This is a genomic window from Pokkaliibacter sp. MBI-7 (assembly GCF_029846635.1).
Taxonomy (GTDB): Bacteria; Pseudomonadota; Gammaproteobacteria; order Pseudomonadales; family Balneatricaceae; genus Pokkaliibacter.
The window spans coordinates 1110042-1125142 of record NZ_JARVTG010000001.1 but is presented as its reverse complement, the minus strand read 5'-3'; the positions used below and the strand labels follow the sequence as shown (position 1 = coordinate 1125142).

General features: G+C 55.1%; 13 protein-coding genes. 8 read left to right on the top strand and 5 right to left on the bottom strand.

Features of this window, described 5'->3' with window-relative positions; genetic code table 11:
• The 3 genes from QCD60_RS05000 to QCD60_RS04990 form a co-directional block, all read right to left on the bottom strand.
• Window positions 1-912 (bottom strand): branched-chain amino acid ABC transporter permease LivH, encoded by a 912-nt coding sequence (locus QCD60_RS05000; RefSeq protein ID WP_104151969.1) that lies wholly within the window; start codon window positions 910-912, stop codon window positions 1-3.
• An 85-nt stretch (window positions 913-997) separates the two neighbouring features.
• Window positions 998-2119 carry a branched-chain amino acid ABC transporter substrate-binding protein gene (locus QCD60_RS04995; RefSeq protein WP_104151968.1) on the bottom strand — a complete coding sequence of 374 codons (1122 nt, stop codon included), beginning with the start codon at window positions 2117-2119 and terminating at the stop codon, window positions 998-1000.
• 950 nt (window positions 2120-3069) lie between these two features.
• The gene (locus tag QCD60_RS04990) at window positions 3070-4266 is read right to left on the bottom strand and encodes an FAD-binding oxidoreductase (RefSeq protein WP_279782985.1); all 1197 of its coding nucleotides are present in this window, start codon (window positions 4264-4266) and stop codon (window positions 3070-3072) included.
• Between the two features lie 558 nt (window positions 4267-4824).
• Here QCD60_RS04990 and QCD60_RS04985 point away from each other — a divergent pair.
• The 3 genes from QCD60_RS04985 to QCD60_RS04975 all read left to right on the top strand — a co-directional run bounded on the left by QCD60_RS04985 (window position 4825) and on the right by QCD60_RS04975 (window position 7911).
• A complete protein-coding gene (locus QCD60_RS04985; RefSeq protein ID WP_279782983.1) occupies window positions 4825-5823 on the top strand; it encodes a TRAP transporter substrate-binding protein in 999 nt (332 codons plus the stop codon).
• 222 nt (window positions 5824-6045) lie between these two features.
• Window positions 6046-6612, top strand: a complete 567-nt coding sequence (locus QCD60_RS04980; RefSeq protein WP_279782980.1) for a TRAP transporter small permease — start codon at window positions 6046-6048, stop codon at window positions 6610-6612.
• Between the two features lie 3 nt (window positions 6613-6615).
• Complete coding sequence (locus QCD60_RS04975) at window positions 6616-7911, top strand: TRAP transporter large permease subunit (RefSeq protein ID WP_279782978.1); 1296 nt, start codon at window positions 6616-6618, stop codon at window positions 7909-7911.
• A gap of 72 nt (window positions 7912-7983) precedes the next feature.
• On the opposite strand, the gene QCD60_RS04970 is transcribed toward QCD60_RS04975, so the two are convergent.
• Window positions 7984-8712: an aspartate/glutamate racemase family protein gene (locus QCD60_RS04970; protein WP_279782976.1), complete on the bottom strand. Its 729-nt coding sequence runs from the start codon at window positions 8710-8712 to the stop codon at window positions 7984-7986.
• Between the two features lie 137 nt (window positions 8713-8849).
• Here QCD60_RS04970 and QCD60_RS04965 point away from each other — a divergent pair, with 137 nt between their 5' ends.
• Together QCD60_RS04965 and QCD60_RS04960 are read left to right on the top strand one after the other, a co-directional pair.
• Entirely contained in the window at window positions 8850-10181 is a 1332-nt protein-coding gene (locus tag QCD60_RS04965) for an FAD-dependent oxidoreductase (protein WP_279782973.1), read from the top strand.
• 94 nt (window positions 10182-10275) lie between these two features.
• Window positions 10276-11553, top strand: coding sequence for a hypothetical protein (locus tag QCD60_RS04960; RefSeq protein ID WP_279782971.1), 1278 nt, complete (start codon window positions 10276-10278; stop codon window positions 11551-11553).
• A 65-nt stretch (window positions 11554-11618) separates the two neighbouring features.
• On the opposite strand, the gene QCD60_RS04955 is transcribed toward QCD60_RS04960, so the two are convergent.
• The gene (locus QCD60_RS04955) at window positions 11619-12005 is read right to left on the bottom strand and encodes a DUF2750 domain-containing protein (protein ID WP_104151961.1); all 387 of its coding nucleotides are present in this window, start codon (window positions 12003-12005) and stop codon (window positions 11619-11621) included.
• A 230-nt stretch (window positions 12006-12235) separates the two neighbouring features.
• On the opposite strand from QCD60_RS04955, the gene QCD60_RS04950 reads away from it, so the two are divergent.
• From QCD60_RS04950 to QCD60_RS04940, 3 genes are all read left to right on the top strand, one after another.
• On the top strand, window positions 12236-12595 hold the full coding sequence (locus QCD60_RS04950) for a histidine triad nucleotide-binding protein (protein WP_104151960.1): 360 nt from the start codon (window positions 12236-12238) through the stop codon (window positions 12593-12595).
• A gap of 201 nt (window positions 12596-12796) precedes the next feature.
• Entirely contained in the window at window positions 12797-13738 is a 942-nt protein-coding gene (locus QCD60_RS04945) for a bifunctional enoyl-CoA hydratase/phosphate acetyltransferase (protein WP_104151959.1), read from the top strand.
• Window positions 13738-14937, top strand: coding sequence for an acetate/propionate family kinase (locus QCD60_RS04940; RefSeq protein ID WP_104151958.1), 1200 nt, complete (start codon window positions 13738-13740; stop codon window positions 14935-14937). Before QCD60_RS04945 ends, QCD60_RS04940 begins: the two co-directional genes overlap by 1 nt.
• Window positions 14938-15101 lie beyond the last annotated feature (164 nt).

Here is a 15101-nt window from a genome sequence, read left to right as displayed (position 1 = left end):
TTACACCTTTTCTACTGCAGGTTTGCCAAGCAGACCACTGGGGCGGAAGATCAGGATGGTGACCAGCAGGCCGAAGGCAAACACGTCCTTGTAGTCGGTATTGACCAGACCGGAGAACAGCGACTCGGCCAGACCCAGAATGACACCGCCCAGCATGGCGCCCGGCAGTGAACCAATGCCCCCGAGAACAGCTGCGGTGAAGGCCTTGACGCCAATGACGAAGCCAACAAAGAAGTCAAAGCTGCCGTAGTCCAGAGTGATCAATACGCCAGCCAGTGCAGCCATGGCTGCGCCGATAACAAATACGTAGGAAATGATGCGGTCGGTGTTGATGCCCAGGATGGAAGCCATCTTACGATCCTGTTGGGTTGCACGGCACATCCGGCCCAGAGTGGTTTTCTGGATGATGTAGGTCAGGATGCCCATACCGGAGAAAGCGGCAACCAGAATGAAGACTTTCATGTAGGTGAGCTGTACGTAGCCATCACCAATATGCATGCGCAGGGTGCCGTCCAGCAGGGTAGGAACACCTTGTGAGCGCGCTCCTTGAGCAATCTGTACGTAGTTCTGCAAGATCAGTGACATACCGATGGCAGAGATGAGCGGAGCCAGACGAGTGGAGTTGCGCAGCGGGCGATAGGCAACGCGTTCAATGGTCCATCCATAAACGCCGGTAATGATGATGGTTAAAACCAGTGTGAAAAGAATAACCACCGGGAAGGAGTGGATGCCAAAGAAGCTTAGCAGTGCAAGAACAATGGCTGTGATATAAGCGGACACCATGTAGACGTCGCCATGGGCAAAGTTAATCATGCCGATGATGCCGTATACCATGGTGTAGCCAACGGCGATCAGTCCGTAAACGGACCCAAGCGTCAAGCCGTTAACCAGTTGTTGCAGAACAATGTCCATTGTCTGACCTCATGTACCTTATAGTAATTCTGTAACTAAAAACCCTGCCCGCCTGAGGCGTGGCAGGGTCTTGTGCTGCGGCGTATTAGTTAGTGGTTTCGGTGTACTTGCCGTCAGCGTGCCACTCGTACATTACATAGTCAGAAACAGTCAGGTCGCCTTTAGCGTCGTACTGCTTGTCGCCCATTACGGTAGGAACGGTGTTGCCGTGGATCCACTCACCTACCTTGGTCTTGTCGCCGTTAGCGCCTTTCAGGCCAGCAGCCAGTACCTGCAGAGCAGCGTAGGAGTACAGTGTGTAACCTTCAGGCTCATAACCGGCAGCGCGGAACTTGGCGATAACTTCAGCACTTGATGCGTTGTTGCGTGGGTCAGCACCGAAAGTCATGTATACGCCGTCGACGTACTTGGGACCGCCTGCGGCAGTTACGAACTCTTCTGAAGTGATACCGTCACCTGACATGAAACCACCGGTGAAGCCCTGATCGCGCAACTGGTGAACCAGTGCGCCAGCTTCGGCATGCAGACCACCGAAGTAAACTACTTCAGCACCTGATGCACGGATTTTGGTTACCAGAGCGTTGAAGTCTTTTTCACCACGGGTCAGACCTTCATACATGACTTCGGTCACACCGCGCTTGTTCAGCTGGGCTTTGGTAGCATCAGCCAGGCCTTGGCCATAGGTGTCTTTGTCGTGAATAACGGCCACTTTGGTGGCTTTCAGTTTGTCGATGATGTAGTCAGCCGCTACTGTACCTTGCTGGTCGTCACGACCACAGGTACGGAACACGCCAGGCAGGCCACGCTCGGTGTACTGAGGGTTGGTAGAAGCTGGGGTGATTTCGCTGATGCCGCCTTCGTCGTAGATTTCGGAAGCAGGAATAGAAGAAGAAGAGCAGAAGTGGCCGATTACACCGGCAACCTGGTCTGAGTCGACCAGACGGTTGGCTACAGATACGGCTTGTTTAGGTTCGCAAGCATCGTCACCTTTAACCAGCACCAGTTTCTCGCCGTTGATACCACCCGCTGCGTTGATGTCTTCCGCTGCCTGAGACGCACCTTTCCACAGCTGCTCACCGAACGCAGCATAGGCTCCAGTCATGGGGCCAGCGATACCGACTTTGATGTCGGCGTGTGCAGCGAAAGCTGCAAAAGATGAAGCTACAGCAAGAGAAACTAAGGTTTTCTTCAGAACGGATTTAGACATGAGAATAACTCCAACAGGTTGTTCCGTTTCTTTAATTAAGCACCTTCTACTACCGTCAGTAGTGCGTAGCAGCAGTAGTACGCTTTAGGTTTAGCAAGAACTATTCCAGTTTTTTTCAAACTGTTTTGTTCGAATGCGCATTTAGTTGTAGCAGAAAAGTTTTGTGGCTGCCGACGCGAGGGCAAGATTATTCCACGGAGTATTTCGTTAGGTTTGTGTCGCGAAAAAGTGTGTGCGGGATGCGGTGAAGTGACGTGTCGACTTTCTTTGTTAAATAAAATCAACAAATTGTGCGCGGATATGGTGCGAGCATTTGAAATATGCACCATCAAGGTTTGTGATTGATTAATTGTATGTATTGAATTTTTTATGGTGATTTCATGGTGTTAAAAGTAAAAAAAATAGCGATTACCTCTTTTTGGTAATGTTTAAAAAAATGCAATTTTTAGCCAAAGGTGGACTTGATCCTGGAGTTCTTTCCGGTGTACTCGCGGTGTTGGTCAGGCGATGAGGGAGTTTTGGTAACAGGTTGTCGAAGTCTGGTGTGTAGTTTCAACTCTTTGGGGAGTTGCTCCTTTTGGTAACACGTAAAAAGTAACACCTTGGTGTTTATTGGGTTTTCCTTTTGCTTATTTGAGTTGTATCTATTTCTGTATTGTTCAACGATGCATGGGTTAAAAGGTGCAACTTTTATAGTGAGTGGTGCAACTCAGTGAGTGGTGCGATTTGCTCTGATCGATGTGCATTTCTTATAAAGCACGGGTAGGACTCTATATTGGAATTGGTGTGGGATTAATCTGTCGCCAATATGGTGCAAAGTGGGTGTTGTGCGTGCTTCTTTATGAGGCGTAATTGTGTCGGGGAAACGCTGGCCTTTACTCTTGCTGACGGCTCAAAGGTAAAGGCCATTGTGGTCGTGGGAATACCTGACCTGGTATTTGCCCACGGTCTCAGATGAGGCACTGCCTGGCGTGATATACCCGTGCCCCGGTTTCATAGAATGCGTGACGTAAATCTCGCCAGCTGATGCTGTCAACGCTGGTTGGGGAGACCGGCATCGCCTCCTTGTCGCCAAGCAGGTAGCCTGCCATCGCTTTGCCCAGCGTTGTGCCCGGACCTATGCCGCGGCCACTGTAGCCCAGACAGGTATAGATGCCATCCGCGAGCTGATGGAAGTGCGGCAGGTGATCATTGCTATAGGCAATCTGACCGACCCAGCGATAGTCCCACTCTACCGGTCCCAGCCAGGGGAACAGTTTGCTCGTCATGCGATCACTCCAGTGTCGCAGTTTGTCACCTTGCAGCAGGTTACCCATGCTGCCTAATACCAGCCGACCGGCCTGATCCATGCGGAACGAACACATGACGGTTCGGGTATCCCAGCAGCCCTGGCGCTCGGGCAGGATACGGCTGAGCTGCTGTTCTGTCAGCGGTTTACTGGCGTACTGGAAGTAATAGATGGGGACAAAACTCTGCTTCAATTCCGGGAACAGCTGCTCTGTATAAGCATTGGTGGCGATGACCACCTTGCTCGCTTTGATCTGCCCTTGTGGGGATTTAAGTAACCAATGTTCACCCTGGCGCTGAATATCGGTAACAGGGCTCTGGGTATACAGCTGTGCGCCAGCACCGATAGCGGCTGTTGCCAGGCCACGGGCATAAGCCAGAGGCTGGATAGTGCCCGCTCGAGGGTCGAACAGGGCTCCCTGATACAGGGGCGATCCGGTCAGGCGCTGGGTTTCAGCTCGGTCCTTCAGTTCAACTGGTGCACCGCGAGCTACCAGCTGACGGTAGCGTCGCTCCAGTTCCTGCACGCCCTTGGCGGAATGCCCCAGATGCAAGGTGCCATTGCGTACCGCTTCACATTGAATCTGATGACGCTCAATCAGCCCGTATACCACATTGGGTGCATCGGCGAGAAAACGATACAGCCGATCTGCAGCAGCCTTGCCCATTAGGGCATCCATCTGATCAGGCTCGAGCCACAGGCCTGCATTGGCGAGGCCGACATTACGACCGGAGCCACCATGTCCAAGGCCCTGGGCTTCCAGCACTGCAACCTTGCTACCCTGCTCGGCCAGATGCAATGCAGTGGAAAGGCCGGTGAAGCCCCCCCCGACAATGGCGACGTCTACATCGATAGACATAACTAGAGGGCTGGTTGCTGGCGCAGCGGGAGCGCTGGCAGACCAGAGTGAAAGCGGGCTTTCTGTGACACCTTTGAACATCGGTTACTTCCGTATTTCGAGATGCTGGCAAGGAGGTCTGGCCAACCTGGGTCGCAGAGGATCGCGACAAATGAGGTGAGGTGGTCAAAGACCTAATGGGATGCGTCCACTCTAGCGTTATCAGGGTATAAGCGCTTATACAGATTTTCTGCGCTGGCTCTAGTTTAAGGCTATAGCATCCATTCGCTGTCAGACGGCTTTTCGTGAACGATGATCAGCTAATAAAGTCGACGGGCTGTCGTGTTTTGTCGTGTTTGTGGCATGGTTTCTGCTCATGTCAGATTGTTGAGCAAATAATGCATGCAATTTGTGGCCTGACGTTACAAAACGTCGCTGCCAGTAATGCAGGCGGCGTTGTCAGCTAAATCTGTCCAACTGGTGGCGCGTTTAGTTAAAGGCCAAGAGTCAGAAGCTGCACCAAGAGGTGTCGCCGATGCTCCCGATGATTATCAACGTAGTGACAGAGAGGAAAAATTTGTGAAGAGCAGCACAGCAAAAAAAGCCGGAAAGGCGTTGTTGGGTGCCGTTGGCGTTCTGGCGATCAGCGTGAGCCAATATGTCTGGTCGGCAGATACCTGGGATATGCCGTTAGCGTATCCGGCTACGAACTATCACTCTGAAACTGCCGCCGCTTTCGCCAAAGAGGTAAATGAAAAAGCGGGCAGCGAAATCAACATCGTTACCCATCCCAATGGTTCGCTGTTCAAGGGTGGGGAAATTTTTGGTGCTGTTCGTCGTGGGTTGGCGCCAATCGGTGAGCGTCTGATGTCCACTCTGGGTAACGAAGATCCCATCTTTGAAATTGATGCGGTGCCCTTCATTGCCACCAGTTTTGATGCCAGCTGGAAGCTGTACCAGGCTTCCAAACCCGCACTGGAAAAAGTGATGGCCGAAAAAGGTGTCAAACTGCTTTACACCGTACCCTGGCCGCCACAGGGTCTATACACCAAAAAGGCACTGACCTCGCTGGATGATATGAAAGGCGTCAAGTTCCGTGCTTACAGCCCGATGACTGATCAGGTGGCCCAGCTGATGGGAGCGGTACCGACCAAAATCGAAGCGGCTGAAGTCTCACAGGCATTTGCCACTGGCGTTGCTGAAAGCATGATTTCTTCCGCCTCTACCGGTTATGACACCAAACTGTGGGAATACGTTAACTACTGGTATGACGTGCAGGCCTGGCTGCCGAAGAACATGGTCTTCGTCAACCTGAAAGCCTGGAACAAACTCAGCCCCGAAACGCAGAAAGTGATGCTGGAAGCGGCGGATCACGCGGAAAAGGCAGGCTGGGACAAAGCCAAAGAGCTGACCGGCTGGTACAAGGACCAACTGAAAGCCAATGGCATGCAGACGCTGGCAGCACCTGAGGCTGTCACTACCGGCTTTGAAAACATTGGCAAGGAAGTGCTGAGCGACTGGCTGAAAAAGGCTGGCAGCAATGGCCAGGAAGCTATCGACGCTTACAACAAGATGTAATCCGGTAGCCCCATCAGCGACATCAGTGGTCGGTGTTGGGGCGTGGTACTACATTCAGGCCATGTTTGGGGGAGCTGTGCTTTCCTGACATCAAAACGGTGCCTGTCAGCCCCCGTAATCTCTGGACATGTATCAGCTCAACGGCAATACAGGCCCCAGATGGGTTGGCAGGTACCCGCAGTTCGCTCCAGTCTGCTGGAGCAAGAAGACGGGAGAGCGCCCATGGGGTGGTTGTGCCGGGTCCAGTCAGTATTGGACGGGTTCTATCGTTTTTGCGGCGCATTGGCAGCCCTGTGCCTGATGGGCATGGCGGTGTGCGTCATCATCAGCATCATTGCACGTATCTTGGGTAGCTACATTGGTGGTATCACCGAATATTCGGCCTATCTTATGGGCGCAGCCAACTGTCTGGGTCTGGCCTATACCTTCCGCGCCGGAGGGCACATTCGCGTCAGTCTGGTGATTGAGCGTTTTGGCAGCCAGACGCAGCGCTGGATCGAACTAGGCTGTCTGGCCTTCGGCAGTGCCGCTGCACTTTATCTCGCCTGGTATCTGGCCAATCTCTCCTATATGTCCTGGGACTTCGGTGAAGTCAGTGAGGGAGGGGATCAGATGCAGCTCTACATTCCTCAGGCCGTTACCGCTTTTGGTGCGGCGGTGCTGGCTCTCAGCGTCGTGCATTCCTTTTTCGAGCATCTTTGCCGGATGATTACCGGACGCTTTGTTGGCTCGCAGCTGACCGCCGCTGAAGCGGAGTTGCGCGCCCATGAAAAAGCCATCGGAGGTTAATACATGAACGAAGTCATGTTGACGGTGGTGTTCCTTGCAGCACTGTTCTTTTTGTTGGGTTCCAGCGTGTGGGTGGGCTTCAGCCTGCTGGGATGCGCAGTCGTAGGTATGGAGCTGTTTACCAATCGTCCGGTGGGTGACTCCATGGCCATGACCATCTGGGGGGTCAACTCCTCATGGACGCTGACCTCCCTGCCGCTCTTTGTGTGGATGGGGGAAATCCTGTTCCGCTCCAAGCTGTCAGATACGTTGTTCAAAGGGCTGACACCGTTGATGAGCAGGCTGCCAGGTGGTCTGCTACATGTGAATGTCGCGGGTTCGGCAATTTTCGCCGCCATTTCGGGTTCGTCTGCAGCAACGGCGGTGACCGTCGGCAAGATGTCCATCCCCGAGCTGCGTCGTCGTCATTATCCTGAGGGCATGATCGTCGGTACGCTGGCCGGTGCCGGTACTCTGGGGCTGCTGATTCCGCCTTCCATTACCATGATTATCTATGGCGTTACGGTCAACGAGTCCATTGCCAAGCTGTTCATGGCAGGTATTCTGCCGGGCATTATGCTGGCGGCCCTGTTCATGAGCTATGTGGCAATCAGTGCCTGGATCCGTGGAGATCAGTCCAACCGTGAAGAGCTGGTCTTTACCCTGAAAGACAAACTGCTTGGCCTGTATCATCTGTTCCCGGTGTTTGCCCTGATCCTGATGGTCATTGGTTCTATCTATACCGGTGTGGCTACGGCAACCGAGTCCGCTGTGCTGGGGGTCGTTGGCGCTCTGATCATGGCTACGTTACAGGGTGGTTTCGGCTGGGAAGGGTTCCGTCAGTCCCTGATGGGGGCGGTACGCACCAGCTGTATGATCGCCTTTATCCTGATGGGCTCCAGCTTCCTGTCGCTGGCCATGGGCTTTACCGGGCTGCCTCGCAATCTGGCAGAACTGATCGCAGGCATGCATCTGTCACCACTGATGCTGATCGTGATCCTGACCGTGTTCTACATCATTCTGGGCTGCTTCCTTGATGGCATTTCCTCTATTGTGCTGACCATGGCTGTTATCGAGCCGCTGGTGCGACAGGCTGGTTTTGACATGATCTGGTTCGGTATCTACCTGATGCTGGTGGTGGAAATGGCGCAGATTACTCCGCCTGTGGGCTTTAACCTGTTTGTGCTGCAGGGCATGACGGGGCATGACATGGGCTTTATTGCGCGCGCTGCCTTCCCGATGTTCCTGTTGATGGTGCTGGCGGTGGTGTTACTGGTGTGGTTCCCGGGTATTGCTACCTTCCTGCCCAAGGCCATGTAGGTAAAGGGTTGGATGGCTTGTGATGTATAAATAAAACAGGGCAGCGCAAACGCTGCCCTGTTGCTATGAACCTCAGCCTTTAGCCGCCAGAAGCCAGTGGATGGCCTGAATCAGATCGAACACAGGCAGGCCGCTGTGCTGACGGATGGCCTCGATATAGGGTGATAAATTGGTGCACTCCAGTAGCAGGGCTGCTGGCTTATGGTGCAGCAGGCGGTCCACCGCAGCGAGGACGTCAGCTTCTGCCCGTTGAGGGTCAAGCGCTGGCAAGTCCTGGCTAATGACCCGGTGCAATTCCTGCCCGCCTTCAATTCCCTCAATATCGATCCATTGATCATGGTGGCCGTTGAAGTGCAGTGGCTTGAGTTTTCGGCTGTCGAAGGTCAAAACCCCCAGCCTGGCCTGACGGCCGAATACATTGCGTAGTAATGGCACGAGCATCAGTGAGCTGCTGAGCAGTGGCGTATGGGTGTGTGATTCGATGGTGCCCTGCAGCTCACCCAGAAAGCCGCAGGAGGTGACGATCAGTTCAACGCCCTGCTGCTCAAGCTGTATGGCTGCCTGCAGGATTGCCTCGGCGACATCCGGTTGCACCCCCTGAGCACTGATGACCCGGTCCACGGTGGCTGTCTGGACGCGGACATATTGGCTGGGGAAGGCAAAGGTCTGCGGATTGCCGACATCACCAGGTAATCGCGGGAAGTGGGTGTTCAGCATAATGACCCCCAGACGGGGTTGGGTTGCACCTTCTGGAGTGGCGGTACTGCTTCCGAAGGATTGGCTGGGTTCGATAGTTATCATGGCGGAGTCGTCGTCATTAAGGAAAATAGTGGGTGACTGAGACAAGAAGACAGGGAAACAGCATGCCTGGAACGTGAAGACGTTCTTTGTGGTCAGGATGACTCAAAACAACGCGTCACAGCCAGCAGGCCGATCCCATGCAGGGTGCATTCCAGGGTAAGACAGGGTGCAGGGCAATAACCGACAGTAGCGGTTCAGGATTCCAGGTGCAAATGAAAGGAAAAGTGGTAGTCATCGGTGGCGGCATGGTGGGTGTGTGCTGTGCCTGGTTCTTATTGAAGCGTGGCTGGCAAGTGACGCTGGTGGAGCGGCGTGAAATTGGCGTAGAAACCTCCTATGGCAATGCCGGAGTGATAACACGAGGCTCTATTCTGCCATTGAATAATCCAAGACTGTGGAAGAGCTTGCCCGGCTATCTGGGGAACCATTCTGCGGCGGTACGTTACGACCCCCTGTATCTGGCTCGCCACAGCTGGTGGCTGGCACGCTTTCTGGCCAATGCCCGTGATGAACAGACATTGCGCGCTGCGGCGGCGCTGAATGAGCTGATGACGCGTGCCTTACCAGTTCATAAAGCGCTGATGCAGGAGGCGGATGTGTTACCACGCCTGCGGGAAAATGGCTGGCTCAAGCTCTATCGCCATGCCGAACGTTTCGACTCCAGTGCCTACGAGCGCCGGATCTACGATCATTTCGGCGTCGGCTATCAGATCGTGGAACGCGAACAGATCCAGGCGCTGGAGCCTGCGTTACAACCGATTTTCAACAAGGGTATTCTGGTGACAGATACGGCTTCCGTGGATAACCCGGGCGCGGTGGTTCAGGCCTATGCTGCCGCGTTTGTAGCGCAGGGCGGCGTGATACGACAGGGGACAGTGACCGATGCACGACAGGTCGGCGGGGAGTTCGTCGTATCCATCCAGCAGGGGGTGAACAGCTTTGCTGAGCACACTGACCAGCTGGTGCTGGCTGCCGGTCCCTGGAGTAATCAGTTGCTCAAGCCTTATGGCTGGCAGTTGCCGATCTGCTACGAGCGCGGTAGTCATTATCACTATCAGCCCCAGGCCGGCGTGTTACCCAATCGACCGTTTTATGACGTCGAGTCTGCTTATGTGATGACGCCGACCGACAACGGTGTGCGGGTGACTTCCGGAAGCCATCTGCTGGACATCGCCAGGCAGGCAGAGCCTGTGCAGTTGCAGCAGGTGTTGCCACGCGCGCAGGAGGCATTACCTCTGGCCTCTCAGCCGGTGTCACCGCTCTGGCAGGGAAACAGGCCATCAACGCCGGATGCTTTGCCAATTCTTGGCGCCTTGCCGGGTGTGCCGGGCGTCTGGCTGGCGACGGGGCATCAGCATGTCGGTTTCAGTACCGGCCCTGTCAGTGCCAGGGCGTTGGCTGCATTGATTGATGGTGAGCAGCCGGAGTTTGATATGCGGCCGTTCTCACCATCGCGGTTTCGGTTTTGAGACCGGCCAGGTCTGAAGAGTAGTTGCGTGTCTGTAGTACAGATGTCTGCCAGGAAGTAGGGAGTTGTCGTCCGTGAAGCAGGGAGTGACAGGTATGCGCAGGCAGGTTGCCGCCTACGCCATTTTTGCCGGGATCGTCTTGAGTTGTCTCAGCGCATGGCCAGGATCGCCAGTGCCGATCTGGACTGCCGGGCTGTGCCTGTGGGGAGGCGCGCTGTTGCTGGCTGCCAATGTTGCCTCCCGCAACTTGCGTCAGTCGCTGGTGCTGATGGCCGTCGGCCTTGCGGGGATAGGATATGGCGCGCTGCATGATCAGCCTCTGACGCTTGAGACCTTTCTGTCGGCCAATGTCAGTCTGGTAGGTATGGTTGCGGCAGTCAGCTTTCTTGCCCTGATCGCGCCGACCAGTGCGCCAGCACGCCAACCCGGTCAGGGAAGGAGCATATTCACAACGTTACTCGGGGTGCATCTGTTCGGTTCGGTCATCAACATGTCTGCTGCCTTTATTTTTGGTGATCGCATGGCCGCAGGTGGCAAGCTCAATCTCGGGCAGTCACTGATTCTCAGCCGGGCATCCTCACTGGGAGCGTTCTGGTCGCCGTTTTACGCTGCCATGGCAGTGGGGCTCAGCGTGGCGCCACATGCCAATGTCTTTCAGGTAATGCTGACCGGTATTCCGCTGGCGATACTGGGGATGGGGCTCTCCTTCTGGCAGTTGCAGCATAATGCCGAGAGCATGGATATTCAGGGCGTCCCCGTTTCCTTTGCGGCTCTGGCCCTGCCCATGAGTATGGCCGCTGCGGTACTGCTGCTACATCATTTCTACCCACCGCTGCCTATTCTTACTCTGATTACCTTGCTTGCTCCGCTCATGGCCGTGATGGTCGGGCTGCACAGAAGTGCTGGGCAGGTGCGGGTGGTAGTGCAGCGTGTCAGCGGCCATATCGAAGACAGGCTGCCACGGATGGTGAATGAAATACTGCTGTTCCTGTCTGCCGGATTGCTGACTCAGGGCGGGAAGGCGGTCATTGCTGGCTTGGGCGACTGGCGGCTGTTTGACAGTTTTGCTGGTGTGCAGGCGGTCATCATGTATCTGGCTATTGTTGCCAGCTCGTTACTCGGGCTGCATCCGATTATCGGTATATCCATGTTTGCCGCGATGCTGAATGGTCTGGATGTCGATCCCAGCCTGCTGGCGCTGGTATCCATCTGCTCGTGGGCGGTGGGGACTGCAGTCGGGCCTCTGTCGGGGATCAATCTGGCACTGTACGGCCGCTATGGTATCGATACCTACCAGATTACCCGTCATACCCTGCTGTACGCGCTGGCCATGAGTGTGCTGGTTTCGGTCATGCTGTTGTTGGTCAGCTAGAGCGTTGCAGCGAAGGGGAGCGATACAGCAAGCCTGCAGACAGGCTTGCTTTACAAGGCAATTGATCAGCTCAACGCTTCCTGCAGTGATGCGGCCAGCTCTTCGGGGGTAACGACCACACCATCTTCATCATCACCCGGGAATACTGCCAGCAGGGTGCCATCTTCCTTCATGCCAGGGATCCAGCGCGTCATCCATTCGTCCAGTTCGATGGCTTTGGGCTGACAGTCGGCCCAGTCGCCAGTTGCCCAGGCTGAGGCATAGTCAGGATGCGGCCAGATGGGCAGACAGGATTCGTCATCCTCGGTCATCAGTACGACCCAGCCATCCTCGCTGTACAGGCTCCATACCTCACCAAAGTCGGCCACTTTGTCGATCAGGTGCTGGTAACGCTGATCGGCTTTCATGCCGAGCACCTTGGTGTAGTCTTTTTTGTTCAGGGGATATGCCATGGGATGATCCTGCTGGAGTTGAAGTGTGGTCTGGCAGCCGGTCTGATGCAGTCACGGGCTAGCAAATGCTGCTGAGTGTGCGGGAGGCGCTGGGGTATGGCAAGGAGTTCGTCGGGGCGATCCGCTGCATGGCGGATCGATATACGGAAGTGAGCTATGGTAGAGTGCCAAAATCAGTGCTGTAGCCGATCCTGACCATCTGTTATTTCACGTTATAAAAAGAGTGTCTTATGACTATTTTCAGCAAAATTATTGCCCGTGAGATTCCTGCCGACATCGTTTATGAGGATGATCACGTACTGGCCTTCCGTGATATCAACCCACAGGCTCCCCTGCACCTGCTGATTATTCCAAAACAGGAAATCCCCACGATCAACGATATTGAAGAGCAGCATGAAGTGCTGATTGGCAAACTGTTTACGGCCGCTGCCCGCATTGCCAAAGCGGAAGGCATCGCCGAGGACGGTTATCGTGTGGTGATGAACTGCAACCAGCATGGTGGCCAGACGGTTTACCACGTGCACCTTCACATGCTGGGCGGCAAACCGATGGGGTGGCCACCTTATACCGAGCACATGAAGCAGGGCTGAGGAGTGATGGCTCAGCGGCGCTGCATCAAACGCTGAGCAAATTATATTCAGTAATGACACCGTCGGGACTTGATGCCCGACAGGTGCACTTGTACTCTAGGTTGTGCGCTGCACAATGGCAGCAATTTGTAACGTTTTGGATCCAGAAGTACCGGGCGTTATGCCTATCTCCCCCGCCACCTCGTGTCTATGGGAGTACGTATGTCCTTCAGTATTCTTAATGCTCCGGCTCATGGCCAGCTGGAGTATTTCATTGATCTGGCCAGGCAGACGGCACCCATGCCTACTGCCATTATTCATCCGGTGGATGACAACAGTTTGCAGGCCGCTCTGGAAGCGCATCAGCAACGTCTGATTGAGGCTGTGCTGGTCGGTCCACGGCAGAAAATAGAGGCTTGTGCCGAGCGCTGTGATCTGGACATCTCGGCGCTGCGGCTGGTCGATGTGCCACACAGCCATGCTGCCGCTGCAGAAGCCTGTACGCTGGTGCACCGGCAGGAGGTCAGAGCGCTGATGAAAGGCGGGCTGTCTACTGACGAGGTACTCAGTGCCGTACTCGATAAAAGTAACGGCATTCGTACCGATCGGCGTCTCAGTCATCTGTTTGTGTTCGATGTCCCGCTTTACCCCAAACCCTTGTTCCTCACCGATGCCGCCATCAATATCAGCCCCTCCCTGGCAGACAAGAAAGACATGGTGCAGAACGCTATCGATTTCTGTCTGGCCCTCGGTATTGCTCAGCCTAAGGTTGCGATTCTGGCTGCCGTAGAGAAGGTCAATCCTAAGATGCAAAGCACGCTGGATGCTGCGGCGCTGTGCAAGATGGCTGACCGTGGTCAGATCAGCGGTGGGCTGCTGGATGGCCCGCTGGCACTGGACAACGCCATTTCTGCCGAGGCCGCCGCAGACAAGCATATTCGGTCGGCGGTGGCGGGAGATGTCGATATCCTGCTGGCACCTGATCTGGAGGCGGCCAACATGCTGGGTAAACAGCTGATCTATCTGGCAGGTGCCAAGTCAGCGGGACTGGTGCTCGGAGCGCAGGTGCCACTCATTCTTACCAGCCGAGCAGAGAAAACCCAGGGGCGTCTGGCCTCCTGTGCTCTGGCCGCGTTGTTTATGCAGCCAAAGGAGGCAGCATAATGCGAATTCTGACTCTCAATGCCGGCTCTTCCAGCGTCAAGGCGAGCCTGTTCGTATACCGCGACCAGCAGTGGTTGTGTGAGCTGACATACCAGCTCAGCCAGCTCAACGACAGTCCGCGGGTACGCTGGCATTGGCATGACCAGGTGGAGAATAACCAGCTGCTGTCATGGAAGAGTCTGCCGCTGGAAATGCGCCACAGTGCTGCGCTGTCGCAGGTGATCGGACTGGTCAAGGATGCCGGGCTGCTGGAGGAAGTGGCCGCCGTGGCTCATCGGGTTGTGCATGGGGGGAGCCAGTTCGCCAGGCCTGTCATTGTGGATAAAGAGATTATGCAGCAACTGGGGGCGCTCGAACCTCTGGCCCCCTTGCACCAGCCCTACAATCTGAATCTTATTCGACTGGCACAGGAGGCGTTGCCGAATGTGCCGCAGGTTGCCTGTTTTGACACCATGTTCCATGCCGGACAGCCCCGCATGGCACGACTGATGGCCATTCCGCGCAAGTATCTCGATCAGGGTGTACTGCGCTATGGTTTTCACGGCCTGTCCTATGAATACGTCTATTCCCGATTACAGGAGCTGGCGCCCCGTCAGGCGGACGGGCGGGTGATTATTTGTCATCTGGGTGCTGGATCCAGTATGTGTGCTATCCAGCACGGGCAAAGTGTCTCAACTTCCATGGGTTTTACAGCGCTGGAAGGGCTGCCAATGGGCACCCGTTGTGGCCAGATTGATCCGGGGGTGCTGGTGCATCTGCTGCGTGAGGAGCAGTGGGATGCTGACCAGCTTGAGCGTTTTCTCTACAAGGAGTGCGGCTGGCTGGGATTGTCTGGAGGGATAAGCAGCGACATGGTCAAACTGCATCAGGCGGGCGTGCCTGAGGCAGAAGAGGCCATCGACTATTTCGTGCATGCCTGTGTGAAGGAAATAGGCAGTCTTACTGCGGTGTTGCGTGGGCTGGACGCCATCGTGTTCACTGCCGGAGTGGGTGAGCATGACGCCGTGATCCGGGAGAAAATTCTGGCGCAGTTGGGCTGGCTCGGTGTCGATTGGGATACGGACGCCAATCAGCAGCATCGCCACTGTGCCCACAAGCCGACCAGTCGGGTCGGTGTGTGGATCATACCGACCAATGAAGAAATGATGCTGGCGGAGCACGGCAGTCGGGCGATCAAGGCGTTACGCCTGTTCAAGTGATCTCTTGATGACTCTCCATTTAGCGCTAGCCCGGTCATGTGCGGGTTGTTGTTGAACATCTGGCCTCTTTCAATCCCTCGCTCGCCGGCTACAATCAGCTGACCTGTTGTTGGCCGTCATTCGTGAACATACACGATGACAGCCAACAAAATCTGACGATGCAT